Annotated in this window: 13 protein-coding genes; 10 read left to right on the forward strand and 3 right to left on the reverse strand. The window is 44.2% G+C overall.

Annotation, left to right across the window (positions count from 1 at the left end; translation table 11 throughout):
- Window positions 1-47: 47 nt before the first annotated feature.
- Complete coding sequence (gene pspF / locus L3V36_RS00735) at window positions 48-1,070, reverse strand: phage shock protein operon transcriptional activator (RefSeq protein WP_004734603.1); 1,023 nt, start codon at window positions 1,068-1,070, stop codon at window positions 48-50.
- A gap of 316 nt (window positions 1,071-1,386) precedes the next feature.
- On the opposite strand from pspF, the gene pspA reads away from it, so the two are divergent.
- The 9 genes from pspA (at window position 1,387) to L3V36_RS00780 (ending at window position 10,274) form a co-directional block, all read left to right on the forward strand.
- On the forward strand, window positions 1,387-2,058 hold the full coding sequence (gene pspA / locus L3V36_RS00740; protein ID WP_004734604.1) for a phage shock protein PspA: 672 nt from the start codon (window positions 1,387-1,389) through the stop codon (window positions 2,056-2,058).
- A gap of 15 nt (window positions 2,059-2,073) precedes the next feature.
- On the forward strand, window positions 2,074-2,307 hold the full coding sequence (gene pspB / locus L3V36_RS00745; RefSeq protein ID WP_029224500.1) for an envelope stress response membrane protein PspB: 234 nt from the start codon (window positions 2,074-2,076) through the stop codon (window positions 2,305-2,307).
- Window positions 2,300-2,686 (forward strand): envelope stress response membrane protein PspC, encoded by a 387-nt coding sequence (pspC, locus tag L3V36_RS00750; RefSeq protein ID WP_029405870.1) that lies wholly within the window; start codon window positions 2,300-2,302, stop codon window positions 2,684-2,686. The genes pspB and pspC overlap by 8 nt, the downstream gene beginning before the upstream one ends.
- Before the next feature lie 157 nt (window positions 2,687-2,843).
- Window positions 2,844-3,878: an efflux RND transporter periplasmic adaptor subunit gene (locus L3V36_RS00755; protein WP_017086192.1), complete on the forward strand. Its 1,035-nt coding sequence runs from the start codon at window positions 2,844-2,846 to the stop codon at window positions 3,876-3,878.
- 1 nt (window position 3,879) lies between these two features.
- Window positions 3,880-4,965, forward strand: a complete 1,086-nt coding sequence (locus L3V36_RS00760) for an efflux RND transporter periplasmic adaptor subunit (protein ID WP_054541036.1) — start codon at window positions 3,880-3,882, stop codon at window positions 4,963-4,965.
- A complete protein-coding gene (locus L3V36_RS00765) occupies window positions 4,958-8,068 on the forward strand; it encodes an efflux RND transporter permease subunit (protein ID WP_017083278.1) in 3,111 nt (1,036 codons plus the stop codon). Before L3V36_RS00760 ends, L3V36_RS00765 begins: the two co-directional genes overlap by 8 nt.
- Window positions 8,069-8,144: 76 nt before the next feature.
- Window positions 8,145-8,711: a DNA-3-methyladenine glycosylase I gene (locus L3V36_RS00770; protein WP_208774032.1), complete on the forward strand. Its 567-nt coding sequence runs from the start codon at window positions 8,145-8,147 to the stop codon at window positions 8,709-8,711.
- Window positions 8,712-8,820: 109 nt separating this feature from the next.
- The gene (locus tag L3V36_RS00775; protein ID WP_208774034.1) at window positions 8,821-9,813 is read left to right on the forward strand and encodes a winged helix-turn-helix domain-containing protein; all 993 of its coding nucleotides are present in this window, start codon (window positions 8,821-8,823) and stop codon (window positions 9,811-9,813) included.
- Window positions 9,804-10,274 carry a hypothetical protein gene (locus L3V36_RS00780; RefSeq protein WP_017079009.1) on the forward strand — a complete coding sequence of 157 codons (471 nt, stop codon included), beginning with the start codon at window positions 9,804-9,806 and terminating at the stop codon, window positions 10,272-10,274. Before L3V36_RS00775 ends, L3V36_RS00780 begins: the two co-directional genes overlap by 10 nt.
- Before the next feature lie 86 nt (window positions 10,275-10,360).
- Here L3V36_RS00780 and L3V36_RS00785 read toward each other — a convergent pair whose 3' ends face one another.
- Together L3V36_RS00785 and cls are read right to left on the reverse strand one after the other, a co-directional pair.
- Window positions 10,361-11,545, reverse strand: coding sequence for a cystathionine beta-lyase (locus tag L3V36_RS00785; protein ID WP_017094405.1), 1,185 nt, complete (start codon window positions 11,543-11,545; stop codon window positions 10,361-10,363).
- Window positions 11,546-11,728: 183 nt separating this feature from the next.
- Window positions 11,729-13,183 (reverse strand): cardiolipin synthase, encoded by a 1,455-nt coding sequence (gene cls / locus L3V36_RS00790; protein ID WP_004734615.1) that lies wholly within the window; start codon window positions 13,181-13,183, stop codon window positions 11,729-11,731.
- A gap of 367 nt (window positions 13,184-13,550) precedes the next feature.
- Between cls and L3V36_RS00795 the strand changes: the two genes are divergently transcribed.
- The gene (locus tag L3V36_RS00795) at window positions 13,551-14,984 is read left to right on the forward strand and encodes a sodium-dependent transporter (RefSeq protein ID WP_012604350.1); all 1,434 of its coding nucleotides are present in this window, start codon (window positions 13,551-13,553) and stop codon (window positions 14,982-14,984) included.
- Window positions 14,985-15,193 lie beyond the last annotated feature (209 nt).

A 15,193-nucleotide genomic window follows, 5' to 3' on the forward strand; every position in this document is an offset into this window, starting at 1 on the left:
TTAACATTTTATTTATTCGGCTCCAAATAATAATCAAGTGCTGACAGCTATTTATCGTTAGCTTGTCCGACAATCGCGTACTTCCTCACCATTCCACGTAATTGGTTGTAGGTTAATCCAAGTAATTCTGCTGCTTGTTTCTGGTTGTACTTGCTCTGTTTTAGGGCTTGATTGAGCAGCTTGATGTCTTGTTGTTCTTGCCATGCTTTGTAATCAAGTGGCAAAGAAAACGAGCTCTCTGATGAAGTATGGCTGTTGGACGGCGCATTGCCAATTTCATGCGTGGAATCTTGATCTATTTTCCATGCGGGTTTGAATGGGTTAAACACCAAAGATTCAATAGGATATGGGTCTTTACCATGCTGGTAGACTGCGCGCTCAATAACGTTCTTGAGTTCTCGCACATTCCCTGGCCATGAATAATCCAGCAGCGCCTCAACGGCAGACGGAGCAAAGCCAACAAACAACTCCAATTCTAATTCACGGCACATCTTAATGGCGTAGTATTCTGCCAGCAGCGTTATGTCTTCTTTTCGCTCTCGAAGAGGGGGGATAGTAATCACGTCAAACGCGAGCCTGTCCAATAAGTCGGCTCTGAATTCGCCCCTTAATGCCATGTCTGGCAAGTCAGCGTTGGTCGCGCAAACCAGTCTTACATTGGCACTTAAAGCTTTTTGTCCGCCGACACGTTCATACTGCCCGTATTCAATAACGCGCAATAGCTTCTCTTGAACGGCTAGGGGCGTGGTCGCGAGCTCATCAAGAAACAGTGTTCCACCTTCCGCTCTTTCAAATCGACCCTGATGACGACCTTTTGAACCCGTAAAGGACCCCGATTCATGACCAAACAGTTCTGAATCAATCAAACCTTCACTGAGCGTTGAGCAATTAAGTGAGATCAACGGCTGATCCCATCGCCTTGAAAGGTAATGCAGCCTTTGAGCTATGAGCTCTTTACCCGTTCCACGCTCTCCAATGATCAGAATCGGTCTTTCGATTGGTGCGAGTTGGGATACTTTATCTAAAACAGAGAGAAAGCTAGGTGATTCACCAATGAGGTTCTGCTGCATAGCGGGTCCTTGTGCGATTTGAGCGCCGATGGATGTGATTTAGAGAGCTTTATTTAAGTCACGTCATGTAAATAGCTTAAGTATAAGAGTCGTAGTGGTGAAAAATACCAATACTTGGCTAAATTCATCATAGCATGGTTCGGGTTAATCACCATTTTATTGTAAGTGTCTGATAATAAATGGCTTAAAAGTTGGCACGCTACTTGGATTACTTATGGTAGGTTTAACAACAAACGTAAATTTTTGAGCAAGTGGATTGAGAAATCGAATAACGCTTTAAAGCACATTTGCCATCATTGTAATTAAGGAGTTCCTCATGGGTATTTTTTCTCGCTTTGCAGACATTGTAAATTCGAACATCAGTGCACTTTTAGACAAGGCTGAAGATCCTGAAAAGATGATTCGCCTGATTATCCAAGAAATGGAAGATACGCTGGTTGAGGTTCGCACTAACTCCGCTAAAGCTATCGCAGATAAAAAAGAGTTAGCACGTAAAGTTGAAGCTATCGAAACTCAGATTCTAGATTGGCAAAACAAAGCGACACTAGCACTGACTAAACAACGTGAAGACTTAGCTAGAGCGGCGCTAATCGAAAAGCAAAAACTTGAAGATATAATCAAAAGCCTTCACACAGAGCAAACCTTGGTTCACGAAACCATCGAAAAGCTGACCAGTGAGATTGGCAAGCTTGAAACCAAAATCGCAGAAACACGTGCGAAGCAGCAAGCATTAATGATTCGTAATAATGCGGCAAGCAATCGTCGTGATGTTCAAAAGCATCTGCATTCAAGCAAAACCCACGAAGCAATGGCGAAGTTTGAGCAATTCTCGCGTAAAGTGGATGAATTAGAAGCTGAAGCAGATGTTTACGCCAAAACAGGTAACGCAAAATCGTTAGACCAAGAATTTGCAGATCTACAAGCTCAAGATGAAATTGAAAAAGAGCTGGCGAAACTGAAGCAACAAGTTGAAAACCGCGATAAATAATTTTAGGAGTTGTCTATGTCAACATTTCTAATTGCAGGTCCACTGATTGTCTTTTTAATCTTTGTGGCACCGCTATGGTTGTTCTTACATTACCGTAGCAAGAAGAAATCCAGTAATGGTCTTTCAGAAACGGATCTTGATCGTCTGCATAAGCTTTCTGCACAAGCTGAATCCATGCAAGATCGTGTGAAAACACTGGAAAAAATACTGGATGCGGAGTCGCCAAGCTGGAGACGAAACTATGAGTAGAGAACTGTATCGCGACCCAATTAACGGTAAGTTATCTGGAGTGTGCGCAGGGTTAGCAAACTACTTTGGCCTTGAAATGTGGTTGGTTCGCATCTTGGTTATCTCGGCGGCACTGCTTGGTGGTAGCTTTTTGGTGTTATTAGCGTATGTAGCTTTGACATTTATGCTTGAAAAACAACCACCTCAGTATGTCGATCAGATGAAGGCCAAACAAGAGCACACGCTCAAGCAAAAACCTTGGGAAAAAGGGCAAACGGCAGAGTCGTTACTGGGCACTTTAGAGGGTGATTTCCAGAAGTTAGAGACCAGTGTCCGCAATATGGAAGCTTATGTGACTTCGGATACTTTCAAAGTCGATCGCGCATTTAAGAACATGTAGTGGTAAACCTGAAAAACATTAGATAACGGTTTAGGAAAATTTATTCCAAGCCGTTATTTTTTTTAATAATTTTGTCTAAATAAATCTTACGATAACTGGTAAGTTACATGTGATTAATCTATGTTATAAAAATATTTATAGTTATGGATGATCACTAATGTATAGAGCCTCCGTTGTCCTATTGACAGCCCTAGCTGGGTTGTCTGGGTGTGGTAAGGAGCTTCCTCCCGTACCTGAACCTGATTCTAGACCCGCCAAACTCTTCACTGTCTCCGTCGGTAGTAATGCCTTTGAACGTAGCTTTCCTGCCACTACAGAAGCCGGTGACAAAGCAGTACTTGCATTTCGTGTTCCAGGGCTACTTCAGACTATCGATGTCACATCTGGTCAACAGGTTACCAAAGGTGATGGGCTTGCAACGCTTAATCCTGACGAATATCAGTTGTTAGAGAAGCAAGCGAGAGCCAACTTTAAGCTTGCCGATGTTCAATACCAACGTTCCATTAAGTTGCGCAAAGATCGCGTCGTATCTGAGCAAGACTTCGACCAAGCGAAAGCTAATCATAATTCTGCTAAAGCGGTGCTTAACCAAGCAAAAGCCAACCTACGTTATACCACTTTGGTTGCGCCTTACGATGGTACGATCTCCATCATTCCTGCTGAAAACCATGAATATATCGCTGCCAAACAAGGCGTGATGAATATTCAAACGAATCAAATCCTCAAAGTCGTATTCTTATTACCCGACCAACTTATCACGCGCTTTTCTTCAGGGTTTGAGACGGATGCAACTATGGTTTTTGATGCTTTCCCTGGTAGCTCCTACGCTTTAGCATTCCAAGAAGTTGATACTGAAGCGGATCCCAAAACCGGGTCGTACAAAGTCACCATGGTAATGGAAAGACCCACCGATGTTGGTATTTTGCCGGGTATGTCAGGCACAGTTCATTTAGTTTCAGCGTTAGCGGCCGCCACAAAAATTCCCACATCAGCAATGATGACTGATGGCGATGATGTCTCTGTGTGGCGCGTGAATAGCGACGGTATTGTTGAAAATGTCGCAATCATCATCGATGAAAAACGCCATATTGTTTCAGGGTTGAACGATGGTGATCGCATCGTAACTTCTGGTGTTAATGGTCTTGAACCGGGCGTTAAAGTTCGAGAGTGGATCAAGGAAAGGGGGCTATAACATGAAAACACTTAAAGTGGCCGCTGGACTGTCGTGTTTGGCTTTACTTACGGCTTGTGAAGATAAACAAGTTGTAGAAATGAATAACACGCCCTTGGTTAAAGCTATCGAGATTTCAGTCATCGACTTTAGCGACAAACTCTATTTCCCTGCGGTTGCAAACGCTGCCGAGAAGGCTCATCTCAGCTTTCGAGTCGCTGGTGAAATCAATAAGCTTGATGTGAAAGAAGGTGAGCGTGTTTCACAAGGAGACATCATTGCAGAGCTTGACCCTACCGATTATCAACTGGATGTCGACAATGCTCAGGCGCGTTACACGGTAATTAACAGTCAATACAGACGTTCAAGTCCGCTAGTGAAGAAAGGTTTATTGGCGAAGTCACAGTTTGATGAAATTGCTGCTCAACGCCAGATCGCTTATGCCGAGCTGGAACTCGCAAAACTGCGCTTGTCGTTCACTAAGCTTCGTGCCCCTGTTGATGGGATCATTTCTCGTGTCAGTGTCGATCAATATGAAAATATTCAGGTAGGCCAGCAGGTGGTGAACATTCACAGTGTCGAAGATGTTGAGGTTGTTATCCAACTGCCTGACCAGATTTACGTGAATCAGCCTAGCGAACAGCTGTTATCGAATGTTGAGGCTGTGGTAAGAGTACCCAGTGGCAATGAATACACGGCGGCTATTAAGGAGTTCACCACTGAACCTGACCCAAGCACAGGCACGTTCACGGTGACGCTTGCTCTACCTATGCCGGAAGATGATTTAATTCTGGATGGTATGGCCGTTGAGGTGACGTCAAATGGACGAGATATCGGCTTGGAGTTAAAAGCTGGGGTACTTATCCCAATCGAAGCTGTGTTTAATGCGGATGGCGATGATTTAACGCGCCAAAACTCTTATGTATGGGTGCTCAATGACGACAGTACCGTCTCGAAACAGCAAGTCGTAATAGGAAAAGCCAATCAGAAAACATTGCAGATCATGAAAGGATTAGAAATGGGGCAGCATGTCGTTGTTGCAGGCGTATCGCGATTGCGAGATGGGATGACAGTGGAAGTATTGTCTCAGGAGACGAACAATGAGTGAAGTAAATAACAAGCCCCAAAATGACGATCAACAGGGTGATGATCAGATCACAGGTGTTGCTTCTTACTTTATACGTAACAAAGTCATTAGCTGGATGCTATCTCTGATCTTTCTTATTGGTGGTGTCTCTGCCTTTTTCGGCTTGGGTCGTTTAGAAGATCCTGCCTTTACTATCAAAGATGCGATGGTTGTGACCTCTTACCCAGGGGCCACACCTCAACAAGTTGAAGAAGAAGTTACTTACCCATTAGAAAAAGCGATTCAACAACTTACCTATGTGGACGAAGTGAACTCTATCTCTAGCCGCGGCCTATCACAGGTAACGGTGACGATGAAGAACAACTACGGACCAGATGATCTTCCGCAAATATGGGATGAACTTCGCCGAAAAGTGAATGATCTCAAGGTTGAACTGCCACCCGGCGTCAATGATCCTCAAGTCATCGATGACTTCGGTGATGTTTACGGTATTTTGCTGGCGGTGACGGGGGATGGCTATAGCTACAAAGAGTTGCTGGATTACATTGATTACCTAAGGCGAGAGCTAGAGTTGGTTGATGGGGTCAGTAAAGTCTCCGTTTCCGGCCAACAACAAGAGCAAGTGTTTATTGAGATATCGATGAAACGGATAAGCTCTCTGGGTCTGTCTCCAAGCACGGTATTTAACCTTTTATCGACTCAAAATATTGTATCAAGTGCAGGAGCGGTAAGGATTGGTGATGAATATATTCGAATCCATCCAACGGGTGAGTTCCAAAACGTTGAACAGCTTGGAGATTTGATTCTTACGGAAGGTGGCGCTCAAGGGCTTATCTATCTAAAAGATGTGGCGAATGTAACTCGTGGTTACGTTGAGGTACCGAGTAACATCATTGGTTATAACGGCGAACTCGCGCTTAACCTGGGTGTCTCTTTTGCGCAAGGCGTGAACGTGGTCGCAGTGGGTGAAGACTTTGATCGAAGACTCGCCGAGCTTAAATATCAACAACCCGTCGGTATCGACATCTCCGAGGTTTATAACCAACCTAAAGAGGTGAACAAGTCGGTAAGCGGATTTGTGGTGAGTTTAGGGCAGGCGGTTGCGATCGTAATCGTGGTGTTACTGTTCTTCATGGGAGTACGATCGGGTCTGTTGATTGGTTTGATACTGCTATTGACCGTATTCGGCACCTTTATTTTCATGCAGTACTTCAAAATCGACCTTCAACGTATTTCACTGGGCGCGTTGGTTATTGCCTTGGGGATGCTGGTGGATAATGCCATTGTGGTGGTGGAGGGGATATTGATCGGCACGCAGAAGGGGCGAACTCGGATGCAGGCCGCCACTGATATCGTGACCCAAACCAAATGGCCACTGCTTGGTGCAACGGTGATTGCGGTCACCGCGTTTGCTCCAATTGGTTTGTCTGAAGATTCAACGGGCGAATACTGTGGCACTTTGTTCACGGTGCTATTGATTTCATTGATGCTGAGTTGGTTTACTGCCATCTCGATCACGCCGTTTTTTGCCGATATCTTCTTCAGAGGACAGAAGGTTGATCCCGATAACGAAGGCAAAGACCCATACAACGGGATGGTTTTTGTTATCTATAAAAACTTCCTTGAGTTCTGTATGAAACGCGCGTGGCTAACCATGATCGTTCTGGTGATTGGTTTAGGTGCTAGTGTGTACGGTTTTGGCTTTGTGAAACAAGCATTCTTCCCATCTTCAACTACTCCGATGTTCCAAGTGGATGTTTGGATGCCAGAAGGTACGGATATTCGAGCAACTAATACCAAGTTGAGAGTGCTTGAGAGTTGGTTGTCGGAACAAAGTGAAGTTGAACATATCACGACCACGGCCGGTAAAGGTCTGCAGCGTTTCATGTTGACCTACTCACCCGAGAAGAGTTATAGCGCGTATGGCGAAATCACGGTTCGTGTGAAAGATTATCAGGTCCTTGAGGGGCTGATGCGTCGCTTCCGTGAACACGTTGACAGCCAGTTCCCTGAAATTGATTACAAACTTAAGCAAATTGAATTAGGCCCTGGTGGCGGTGCGAAAATTGAGGCTCGAATCGTCGGTTCAGACCCAACCGTGCTACGTTCAATCGCAGCTCAAGTTATGGACATCATGCGTGCCGATGACGGAGCGTTTAACGTTCGTCATGATTGGCGTGAAAGAACTAAGGTATTAGAGCCTCAGTTCAATGAAAGCCAAGCGCGTCGTTATGGTATTACCAAGTCTGACGTTGATGATTTCCTAGCGATGTCTTTCTCTGGTAAGTCGATAGGTGTGTATCGTGATGGTACTACGTTGATGCCTATTGTGGCTCGTTTACCTGAAGATGAGCGAATTGATATTCGCAACATCGAAGGTATGAAGATTTGGAGCCCGGCATTAAGCGAATACATTCCGTTGCAGCAAGTGACGCTTGGCTACGAATTGGAATGGGAAGATCCACTTATCATCCGTAAGAACCGTAAGCGTATGCTGACGGTAATGGCCGACAACGACCTATTGGGTGAAGAAACGGCTTCGACGTTACAGAAACGCTTACAGCCACAAATCGAAGCGATTGAGATGCCACCGGGTTATTCGTTGGAGTGGGGGGGGGAATATGAGTCATCTGCTGATGCACAAGCGTCACTGTTTACCACTATGCCGATGGGTTACCTGTTCATGTTCTTGATTACCGTGTTCTTGTTCAACTCGGTCAAAGAACCGCTGATTGTTTGGCTAACGGTTCCATTAGCGCTAATCGGGGTTACGACAGGCTTGTTAGCTTTGAATACACCATTCGGCTTTATGGCGCTGTTGGGCTTCTTGAGTCTATCTGGGATGCTTCTGAAGAATGGTATCGTACTGCTTGATCAAATTGAGATTGAAATGAAATCAGGTAAAGACCCTTATGTTGCGGTAGTTGATGCAGCATTGAGTCGTGTTCGCCCAGTATGTATGGCAGCGATTACAACGATTCTAGGTATGATCCCGTTACTACCTGATATCTTCTTCAAGCCGATGGCAGTAACCATTATGTTTGGTTTAGGCTTTGCGACTGTACTCACGCTAATCGTAGTACCTGTGCTGTATCGTTTATTCCATAAAATTGAAGTGGCTTAACGTCAACTAACCTTTGAAATAATGCCCCTATTTGGGGCATTATTTTTATGTACGATTACTAAAAGAGACTATCGAAATGGAAGCGAATACAGTGGATAGAACGTGTGCATGGGCGCTTAAACATGAGCTTGAAAGGGAGTACCACGACGCAGAGTGGGGCGTGCCTGTTTATGATGACCAAGTTCTGTTTGAGTTCATTACTTTAGAAGGCGCTCAGGCGGGCCTGAGTTGGATTACGATCCTTAAAAAGCGTGAAGGCTATCGTGCTGCATTTGATAATTACGATCTAAACAAGCTAGCTGAGTTGAATGAAGACAACGTGCCGTACATCATTGAAAACTTCGATGTGGTTAAACACAAGGGCAAGATTGCTTCGGTATACAACAATGTGCGAGCAACGCTTGAATTACAGAAAGAGTTCGGCTCTCTTTCTAATGCCTTATGGCAATTTGTCGATAATGAAGTGATCGTGAACCAATGGACTGAGATGTCTCAAGTTCCCGCTTCTACCGAGCAATCTAAAGCGATGAGTAAGTTTTTAAAGAAGAGAGGCTTTAAGTTTGTAGGAGAAACAATCTGTTACGCGTTCATGCAAGCGACAGGTATGGTTAATGATCATTTAGAAGGTTGTCCACACAAATAAAAGTGTTATTTCTCGTCGCGAAATAATTGCGTGAAAATTGGAAAATTTACTGGTCATTTGTAAACTATTCAATATCATATGCGACCGAATTCAAACCTAGAAGACGATAGTGAAACAACAAATCTACCAAATATGTGATGCTCGTTATGATCCCTTGCTTAGGCAGTTTGTGCGTGAAGATGGCCACGTAGAAACTATCGCGCCGTTAGAAGGTAAGGTGTTTCTATTCTTGCTTGAAAATGCTGGTGAGTGCATCGAGCGAGGTCTGATATTTGATAGGTGTTGGGGTAATGTAATTGTTTCAGAGCAAGCGCTGACTAACGTTATCTCAAAGATTCGAAAAACACTGTCTAGGGTAACTTGTGGTTGCGCGACGATTCGTACCGTTAGTAAGACAGGGTATTCTCTTGAAATCGACGAGTTGAGCCGGTCCACAGTAACTGAAGAGGTGCCTTCTCAAGCGAGTAAAGAAGTCTGCGAACTCGGTGTCTCGCTTGCCGAATCTACGTTGAAGCAAAACGTACCTTTGTCCCAAGAAATGCCCCAAGAAATATCTCAAGACCCGTTAACAATAAATGAAGCATTGATTGATGCAGATTCTGCGAAAGTTGTTTCTTCCGAGCTACCTAGTGAGTCACACCTAGATCAGAGTGCAGTTAAGCAAGAACAGGCAAATGTTGTGTCTAATAGACACCTCGCTAAAGCCGGTTATTTACTCGCTTTGGTTTGTGTCGCAGTAACGGCGTTCAACCTTTTCCAAACCTACTATACGCCCCTACCTTATTTTATTGATAAAGCGGAATATCGTGACCGTTACACCGACAATACCAACCACTACTTCTTCCATATTGCTCATAATGACTCCTATTCGTTGCCTGCGGTCACTCAAAAGCTTACAGCGGTGATACCGAGCAACTGTAACGTTGATGTCTTTGTCCGTATTTACCCATCAGTCGACCAACCCGAAGATGACGCGTTATACATGTTGATTCAAAGGAAAGATGGTGAGGCTCTGAATTATAGTGCTTCGGTTTTCAATGTAGAGTCGTCTTTTGATTCCTTTGCTCAGTATATGAAGAAGAGGAGTTACTTTTGCGACTAATTGGTTTACTTATTTTGGTGGTAATTGCTGCAGCAAGTTTTTTGCCAGAACAGAACGTATTAGCGGGCACTCGATGGCATTGCAAAACGATTAAAACTGATTTTTTATCTCAGGCATTCCAACCATATCAATCGCTTTATGAACGTATAAGCCTTACTTTTCAATCTGACCATACCTTTAGCATGAGAGAGTTTGTGACGATTACAGAGCAAGACGGTAAGGAGAGTACTATGGAAAATCTGTATTTCGGGCACTATGAGCTTGATGGGAATAATTTGTCGATGAGCATTATAGATGTGAGAACGGCGACCCCTTTCCATGATCCAATTATTAACAATGAATATAGTGAGTATAAAGGGGTGACGATTGATTACGCTATTGCAGTCAAGGATCAGTCTTTGTATTTGTTCAATGAACACCGCTCTGAAATTTTCAATTGGGCGTGCTTTGACGTTCAGTAGCTTTTTAAAGCGATGTGTCTAATGCGCTAATCTAAAAAAGGCAGGAATATCCTGCCTTTTTGATCTGAGTCTGCTAACGCTTTAAATTAAACGAGCGCGTTGTAACGCTCTAATCCTGCCTCTAGGTCCGCAATCAGATCGTCAACGTCTTCTAAGCCGATATGAACACGTACCAAGGTTCCAGCGAAGTTAGGGTTCGCTACTGTTCTTAGGCTATCAAAGCTGTTCGGTTCGTTCGCTAAAATCAAGCTTTCAAAACCACCCCATGAGTAACCCATACTAAAGTGCGTCATACCATCAAGCAGCGCTGTGGTCGCTTTTGTATTTGAGTTCTTCAGCACGAAAGAGAACAAACCATTACCGCCAGTGAAATCTCGTTTGAAGAATTCATGGCCTGGGCAAGACTCAAGGGCAGGGTGGCGAACATGATCAACCTCAGGTCGAGTCTCCAACCATTTTGCGACTTTCAAACTGCTCTCTGCATGTTGGCGTAGTCGAACGTCAAGAGTACGAATACCACGAAGGGCAAGGTAAGCGTCATCTGGTGATACACATTGCCCCATCAAATAGCTCTGTTCTCTTAGTTGATCCCAACACTTCTCGTTGGCAACAGCAGTCCCTAGCATCACATCAGAGTGACCAACAATGTATTTGGTCGCAGCTTGAATCGAGATATCAACGCCAAAATCAAACGGTGAGAAGTTCACACCAGCAGCCCATGTGTTATCGAGCATCACGATGATATCGTGTTCATGAGCAATACGCGCTAGCGTTGGAATGTCTTGCACTTCCATGGTGACTGACCCCGGAGATTCGGTAAACAGCACCTTAGTGTTTGGCTTAATAAGGTCTTGGATGCCTTCACCGATGGTTGGCTCGTAGTAGGTCGTCTCTACACCCATCTTCTTCATGATGGTGTCACAGAAATCACGCGTCGGTTCGTAGCAGGTGTCGACCATCAGAATATGATCGCCTGTTTCTACAAAAGAAAGAATGGCATTTGAAATGGCTGCAGTACCACAAGGGTAAAGTGCACAGCCTGCGCCGCCCTCGACTTCAACCATGGCATCTTGGAAAGCGAAGTGAGTGTTGGTTCCACGGCGTCCGTAAAAAAGCGTTTTATTAGCGCGATTAATCGTAGCTTTACGCTTTTCTTCTACTGAGTTGAACACGACAGTAGAGGCGCGCTGTACTGGTGGGTTAACGACACCATTGGTCCACTTCTTATCACGACCAGCAGTGATCAGTTTAGTGGTTTTGTTCTCGGACATGCTGTGAATTCCTTATCAATCGGTTATGTCCTATTTAAAACATGCCAATAGCATTCAAAGCAAGAGCAGAGGGAGAGTTTTTATGCTTTTCTTTCGCTTTTTAACCTTTCACGTCGTTTATCGTGAAAGGTCAAAAATCTGATAAGCAGAGAGATATGAGTCGCAGTGGGTCCATTGATTGGATTACAGCAGGGGATTGAACAAATAGAACAATCGTTCGAAGAAGCGGTTACGTAAATTTCTCTGCTCCCATTGCTCCAATTCCACTGGATGAGATGATTCAATATAGGATTGCTGCAAATCAAACAGTTGCTTGGTGAAGTGTACGTCATCAACGGCTAGCGTCACTTCGAAGTTTAGCCACAGGCTGCGCATGTCGATATTGACCGTTCCGATTAAGCAAAACTCTTCATCAATCACTACCGATTTTGTGTGAAGAAGGCCACCGTAAAACTCGTAAATCTTAACGCCAGCTTCAAGTAACTCTGTATAGAAAGCGCGAGAAGCCCATTTAACCATCAATGAATCGTTGTTGTGTGGAATGATCAGTTCTACGTTTACGCCCCTTTGCGCTGTCATTTTTAGCGTTTCTAACAAGTCGGCACTCGGTACAAAATAAGGGGTAGTGATGCGCACAGAACGATTGGCTTGATTAATGGCAATAGTCAGAACTTGTAGGATCAAATATTCCGGCATACCAGGACCAGACGGAACGACCTGAACCGGATGGTGCGTCATTATTTCTTCAATCGGGCATTCAGGTAAATCAGGAAGAATGCGTTCGCCTGTTTCTACTTCCCAATCCCAACCATGAATGGCCGAAAGCACGTTAACGGTTGGCCCGGTGACTCGGACCATTACGTCGATCCATTGACCAACGCCTGAACTCTGTTTGAAATGCGCCGGATCCACCATGTTCATTGAACCGGTATAGGCGATGGATTCATCAATCACGATGATCTTACGGTGCTGTCTTAAATCAAGGCGACGTAAGAAAATACGCCATGGGCTTACTTCTAATGCTTGCACAACTTGCACACCAGCGTCTTTCATCATTGAACGCCAATGGCTTTTGAAAAAGCGTGGACTACCTGCTGAATCGAGTAAAACCTTAACATCTACGCCACGTTTGGCCGCTCGAATCAGTGCAGAAGCTACGGAGTCGGTTAGACCACCAGGATGCCAAATATAGAAAACCATTTTGATACTGGTTTGTGCGTTTTCTATATCTTCGATAATTGCGTGAAGGATCTCATTGGGTGAAGCTTGCAGTGAAAGTGTGTTTCCACTAAGTGCAGGAATACCCATTCGATTATTACAAAGCTCATCAATCTTGTGGATTGGAGAGCCAACTTTACCTGGAAGGTGAACCTGACAATCATTTAATTGGCGGAACCAATCACCGAACGGAGTAAACATACGATGTGCGCGCTCAGCCCGCTTTCTACCAAGGTTTAGCTCGCCGAAAAGGAAGTAACAGGCCACGCCAACAATCGGGATAATGTAGATAACCATCAACCACGCGAGAGAAACGCTGACAGAGCGTCGTTTTAGTACGACACGAAAGGTCACACCGGCGACGAGAACCCAGTACAAAGCAACGGAAGCTAAAGTTAAAAAATGGTAGAGCTTTTCCACATTGAATACTCGAAAAAAGAGACACTTAGATAGTAATGCTATTTTGAGGATATGGGAATTTAAGGAATCAACTATTTACAAAATAGAGCAAAAGCTGTAAACAGGTTATAGTTGTTAAGTTTTGGTTAACTTAAGACGAAAACGATTGTTTTGTATAAAAAGACGGCATTTAACCATAAAAATTTACATTGGTAACGAAATATGTACGGTTCGGACTTCCAATTTTATTCTTAAACTGGTTTACTTGCCATACAACGAGCGTCAATCAAATCTTTTAAGTGTGTAAATTTTTTTATACACCTTATCTTTTAAAGACGCCACCCAAAGCAAAACACAACATCACACAACACAAAAGTTTGGAGTACACGTGGCTACTAGTAATACAACCACAACACCCCGCGATACCTGGGGTTCGAAGTTAGGATTCGTAATGGCTGCAGCAGGTTCTGCTGTTGGTCTAGGTAACATCTGGAAATTCCCTTACACAGCAGGCGAAAGTGGCGGCGGTGCATTCGTTGCAATTTACCTGTTTTTTGTAATCTTCATCGGTTTCAGTGTCATGCTGACTGAATTTGCGATTGGCCGTCATACGCAAAAATCAGCAGTAGGTGCATTTAAATCAACTGACCGTCGTTGGACGTTCGCTGGTGTTATCGGCGTAGTCAGTGGTCTACTTATCATGGGTTTCTACCCTGTAGTAGGTGGCTGGTCTATCGCATACATCGGTAAAATTGCTGGTGGTCTACTAGACGCACCTGAAGCAATTGGTGACAGCTTCGGTGGCTTTATCTCAAACCCAGTTCAACCACTTATGTGGATGGGCCTATACCTACTACTTAACGTTGTTATCGTTATGAAGGGTATTTCAGGCGGTATTGAGAAAGCGGGTAAGATTCTGATGCCGCTTCTTTTCATCATCCTTATCGTGGTATCAATCAAAGGCCTAATGCTTCCGGGCGCGATGGCTGGTCTTGAATTCCTATTCAGCCCTGATTTCTCTAAAGTAGACAGCGGTGTAATTCTAGCTGCACTAGGTCAAGCATTCTTCTCATTATCTCTTGGTATGGGTTGTATGTTGACTTACGGTTCTTACCTTAAGAAGAAAGAGAACCTAGTTCAAACTACAGCTATGGTTACGGCGATGGATACAGGCGTTGCTATCCTAGCTGGTGTTGCAATGTTCCCTGCAATGTTCGCATTCGGCATGGAGCCTGCTGCGGGTCCTGGTCTAGTATTCGTTGTTGTTCCTCAGCTATTCGCTGAAATGGGCGGCGTAGTTGGTCTGCTATTTGCTCTAATGTTCTTCGTTGGTCTAAGTGTTGCGGCACTGACTTCTTCAGTATCTCTACTTGAAGTTGTGGTTTCTTACCTAATCGATGAGAAAGGCATGAAGCGTGTGACTGCAGTACTGTCTGCAAGTGTAGTAATGGCGATTCTATGTATCTTCGCTTCTCTATCACTTGGCGGCTTCGGTCCAACACTGTTTGGTACTGGTGCATTCGATATCTTCGACTTACTAACGGATAAAATCTTCCTAGCAGTTGGCGGTATGTTGGTATGTATCTTCGCTGGTTGGAGACTAAACCGTGCTGACCTAGAGAAAGAAATCACTAACGACGGTGAAGTTTCTTTCCCTCTATTCGGTCTATGGTACACACTTGTTAAGTACATCATCCCAGTAGCTATCGCTATCGTAGCGTTCATGGGTATCTCTTCTGGCTTCGACAGCGGTAAAGGTGCAATCATGCTACTAGGTATTGGTATCATTGCTGGCTCTGCGCTTATTTCTAAGAAGTTATAGTTCTGAGAAGCTATAGTTTTAAGAAGCTATAGCTCTAAGAAACCATAGCTCTTAGAAGCTACAATCCGCGAGTTAAAGTAAGTTAAGAAACGGGAGCCATTGGCTCCCGTTTTTTTATGCTACTAACTTAATTATCAAAGAAAAATAAATACTTAAAGTTATTGGTCTGGTAGCCGATATAATGAAAAGTAATAGCTGATTGAGCTGTA

The organism is Vibrio sp. G-C-1 (genome assembly GCF_021728015.1).
GTDB lineage: Bacteria > Pseudomonadota > Gammaproteobacteria > Enterobacterales > Vibrionaceae > Vibrio > Vibrio splendidus.

Coding starts and splice junctions, on each gene's coding strand:
- pspF (WP_004734603.1), bottom strand. CDS start 1,070: ATGCAGCAGAACCTCATTGGTGAATCACCTAGCTTTCTCTCTGTTTTA.
- pspA (WP_004734604.1), top strand. CDS start 1,387: ATGGGTATTTTTTCTCGCTTTGCAGACATTGTAAATTCGAACATCAGT.
- pspB (WP_029224500.1), top strand. CDS start 2,074: ATGTCAACATTTCTAATTGCAGGTCCACTGATTGTCTTTTTAATCTTT.
- pspC (WP_029405870.1), top strand. CDS start 2,300: ATGAGTAGAGAACTGTATCGCGACCCAATTAACGGTAAGTTATCTGGA.
- L3V36_RS00755 (WP_017086192.1), top strand. CDS start 2,844: ATGTATAGAGCCTCCGTTGTCCTATTGACAGCCCTAGCTGGGTTGTCT.
- L3V36_RS00760 (WP_054541036.1), top strand. CDS start 3,880: ATGAAAACACTTAAAGTGGCCGCTGGACTGTCGTGTTTGGCTTTACTT.
- L3V36_RS00765 (WP_017083278.1), top strand. CDS start 4,958: ATGAGTGAAGTAAATAACAAGCCCCAAAATGACGATCAACAGGGTGAT.
- L3V36_RS00770 (WP_208774032.1), top strand. CDS start 8,145: ATGGAAGCGAATACAGTGGATAGAACGTGTGCATGGGCGCTTAAACAT.
- L3V36_RS00785 (WP_017094405.1), bottom strand. CDS start 11,545: ATGTCCGAGAACAAAACCACTAAACTGATCACTGCTGGTCGTGATAAG.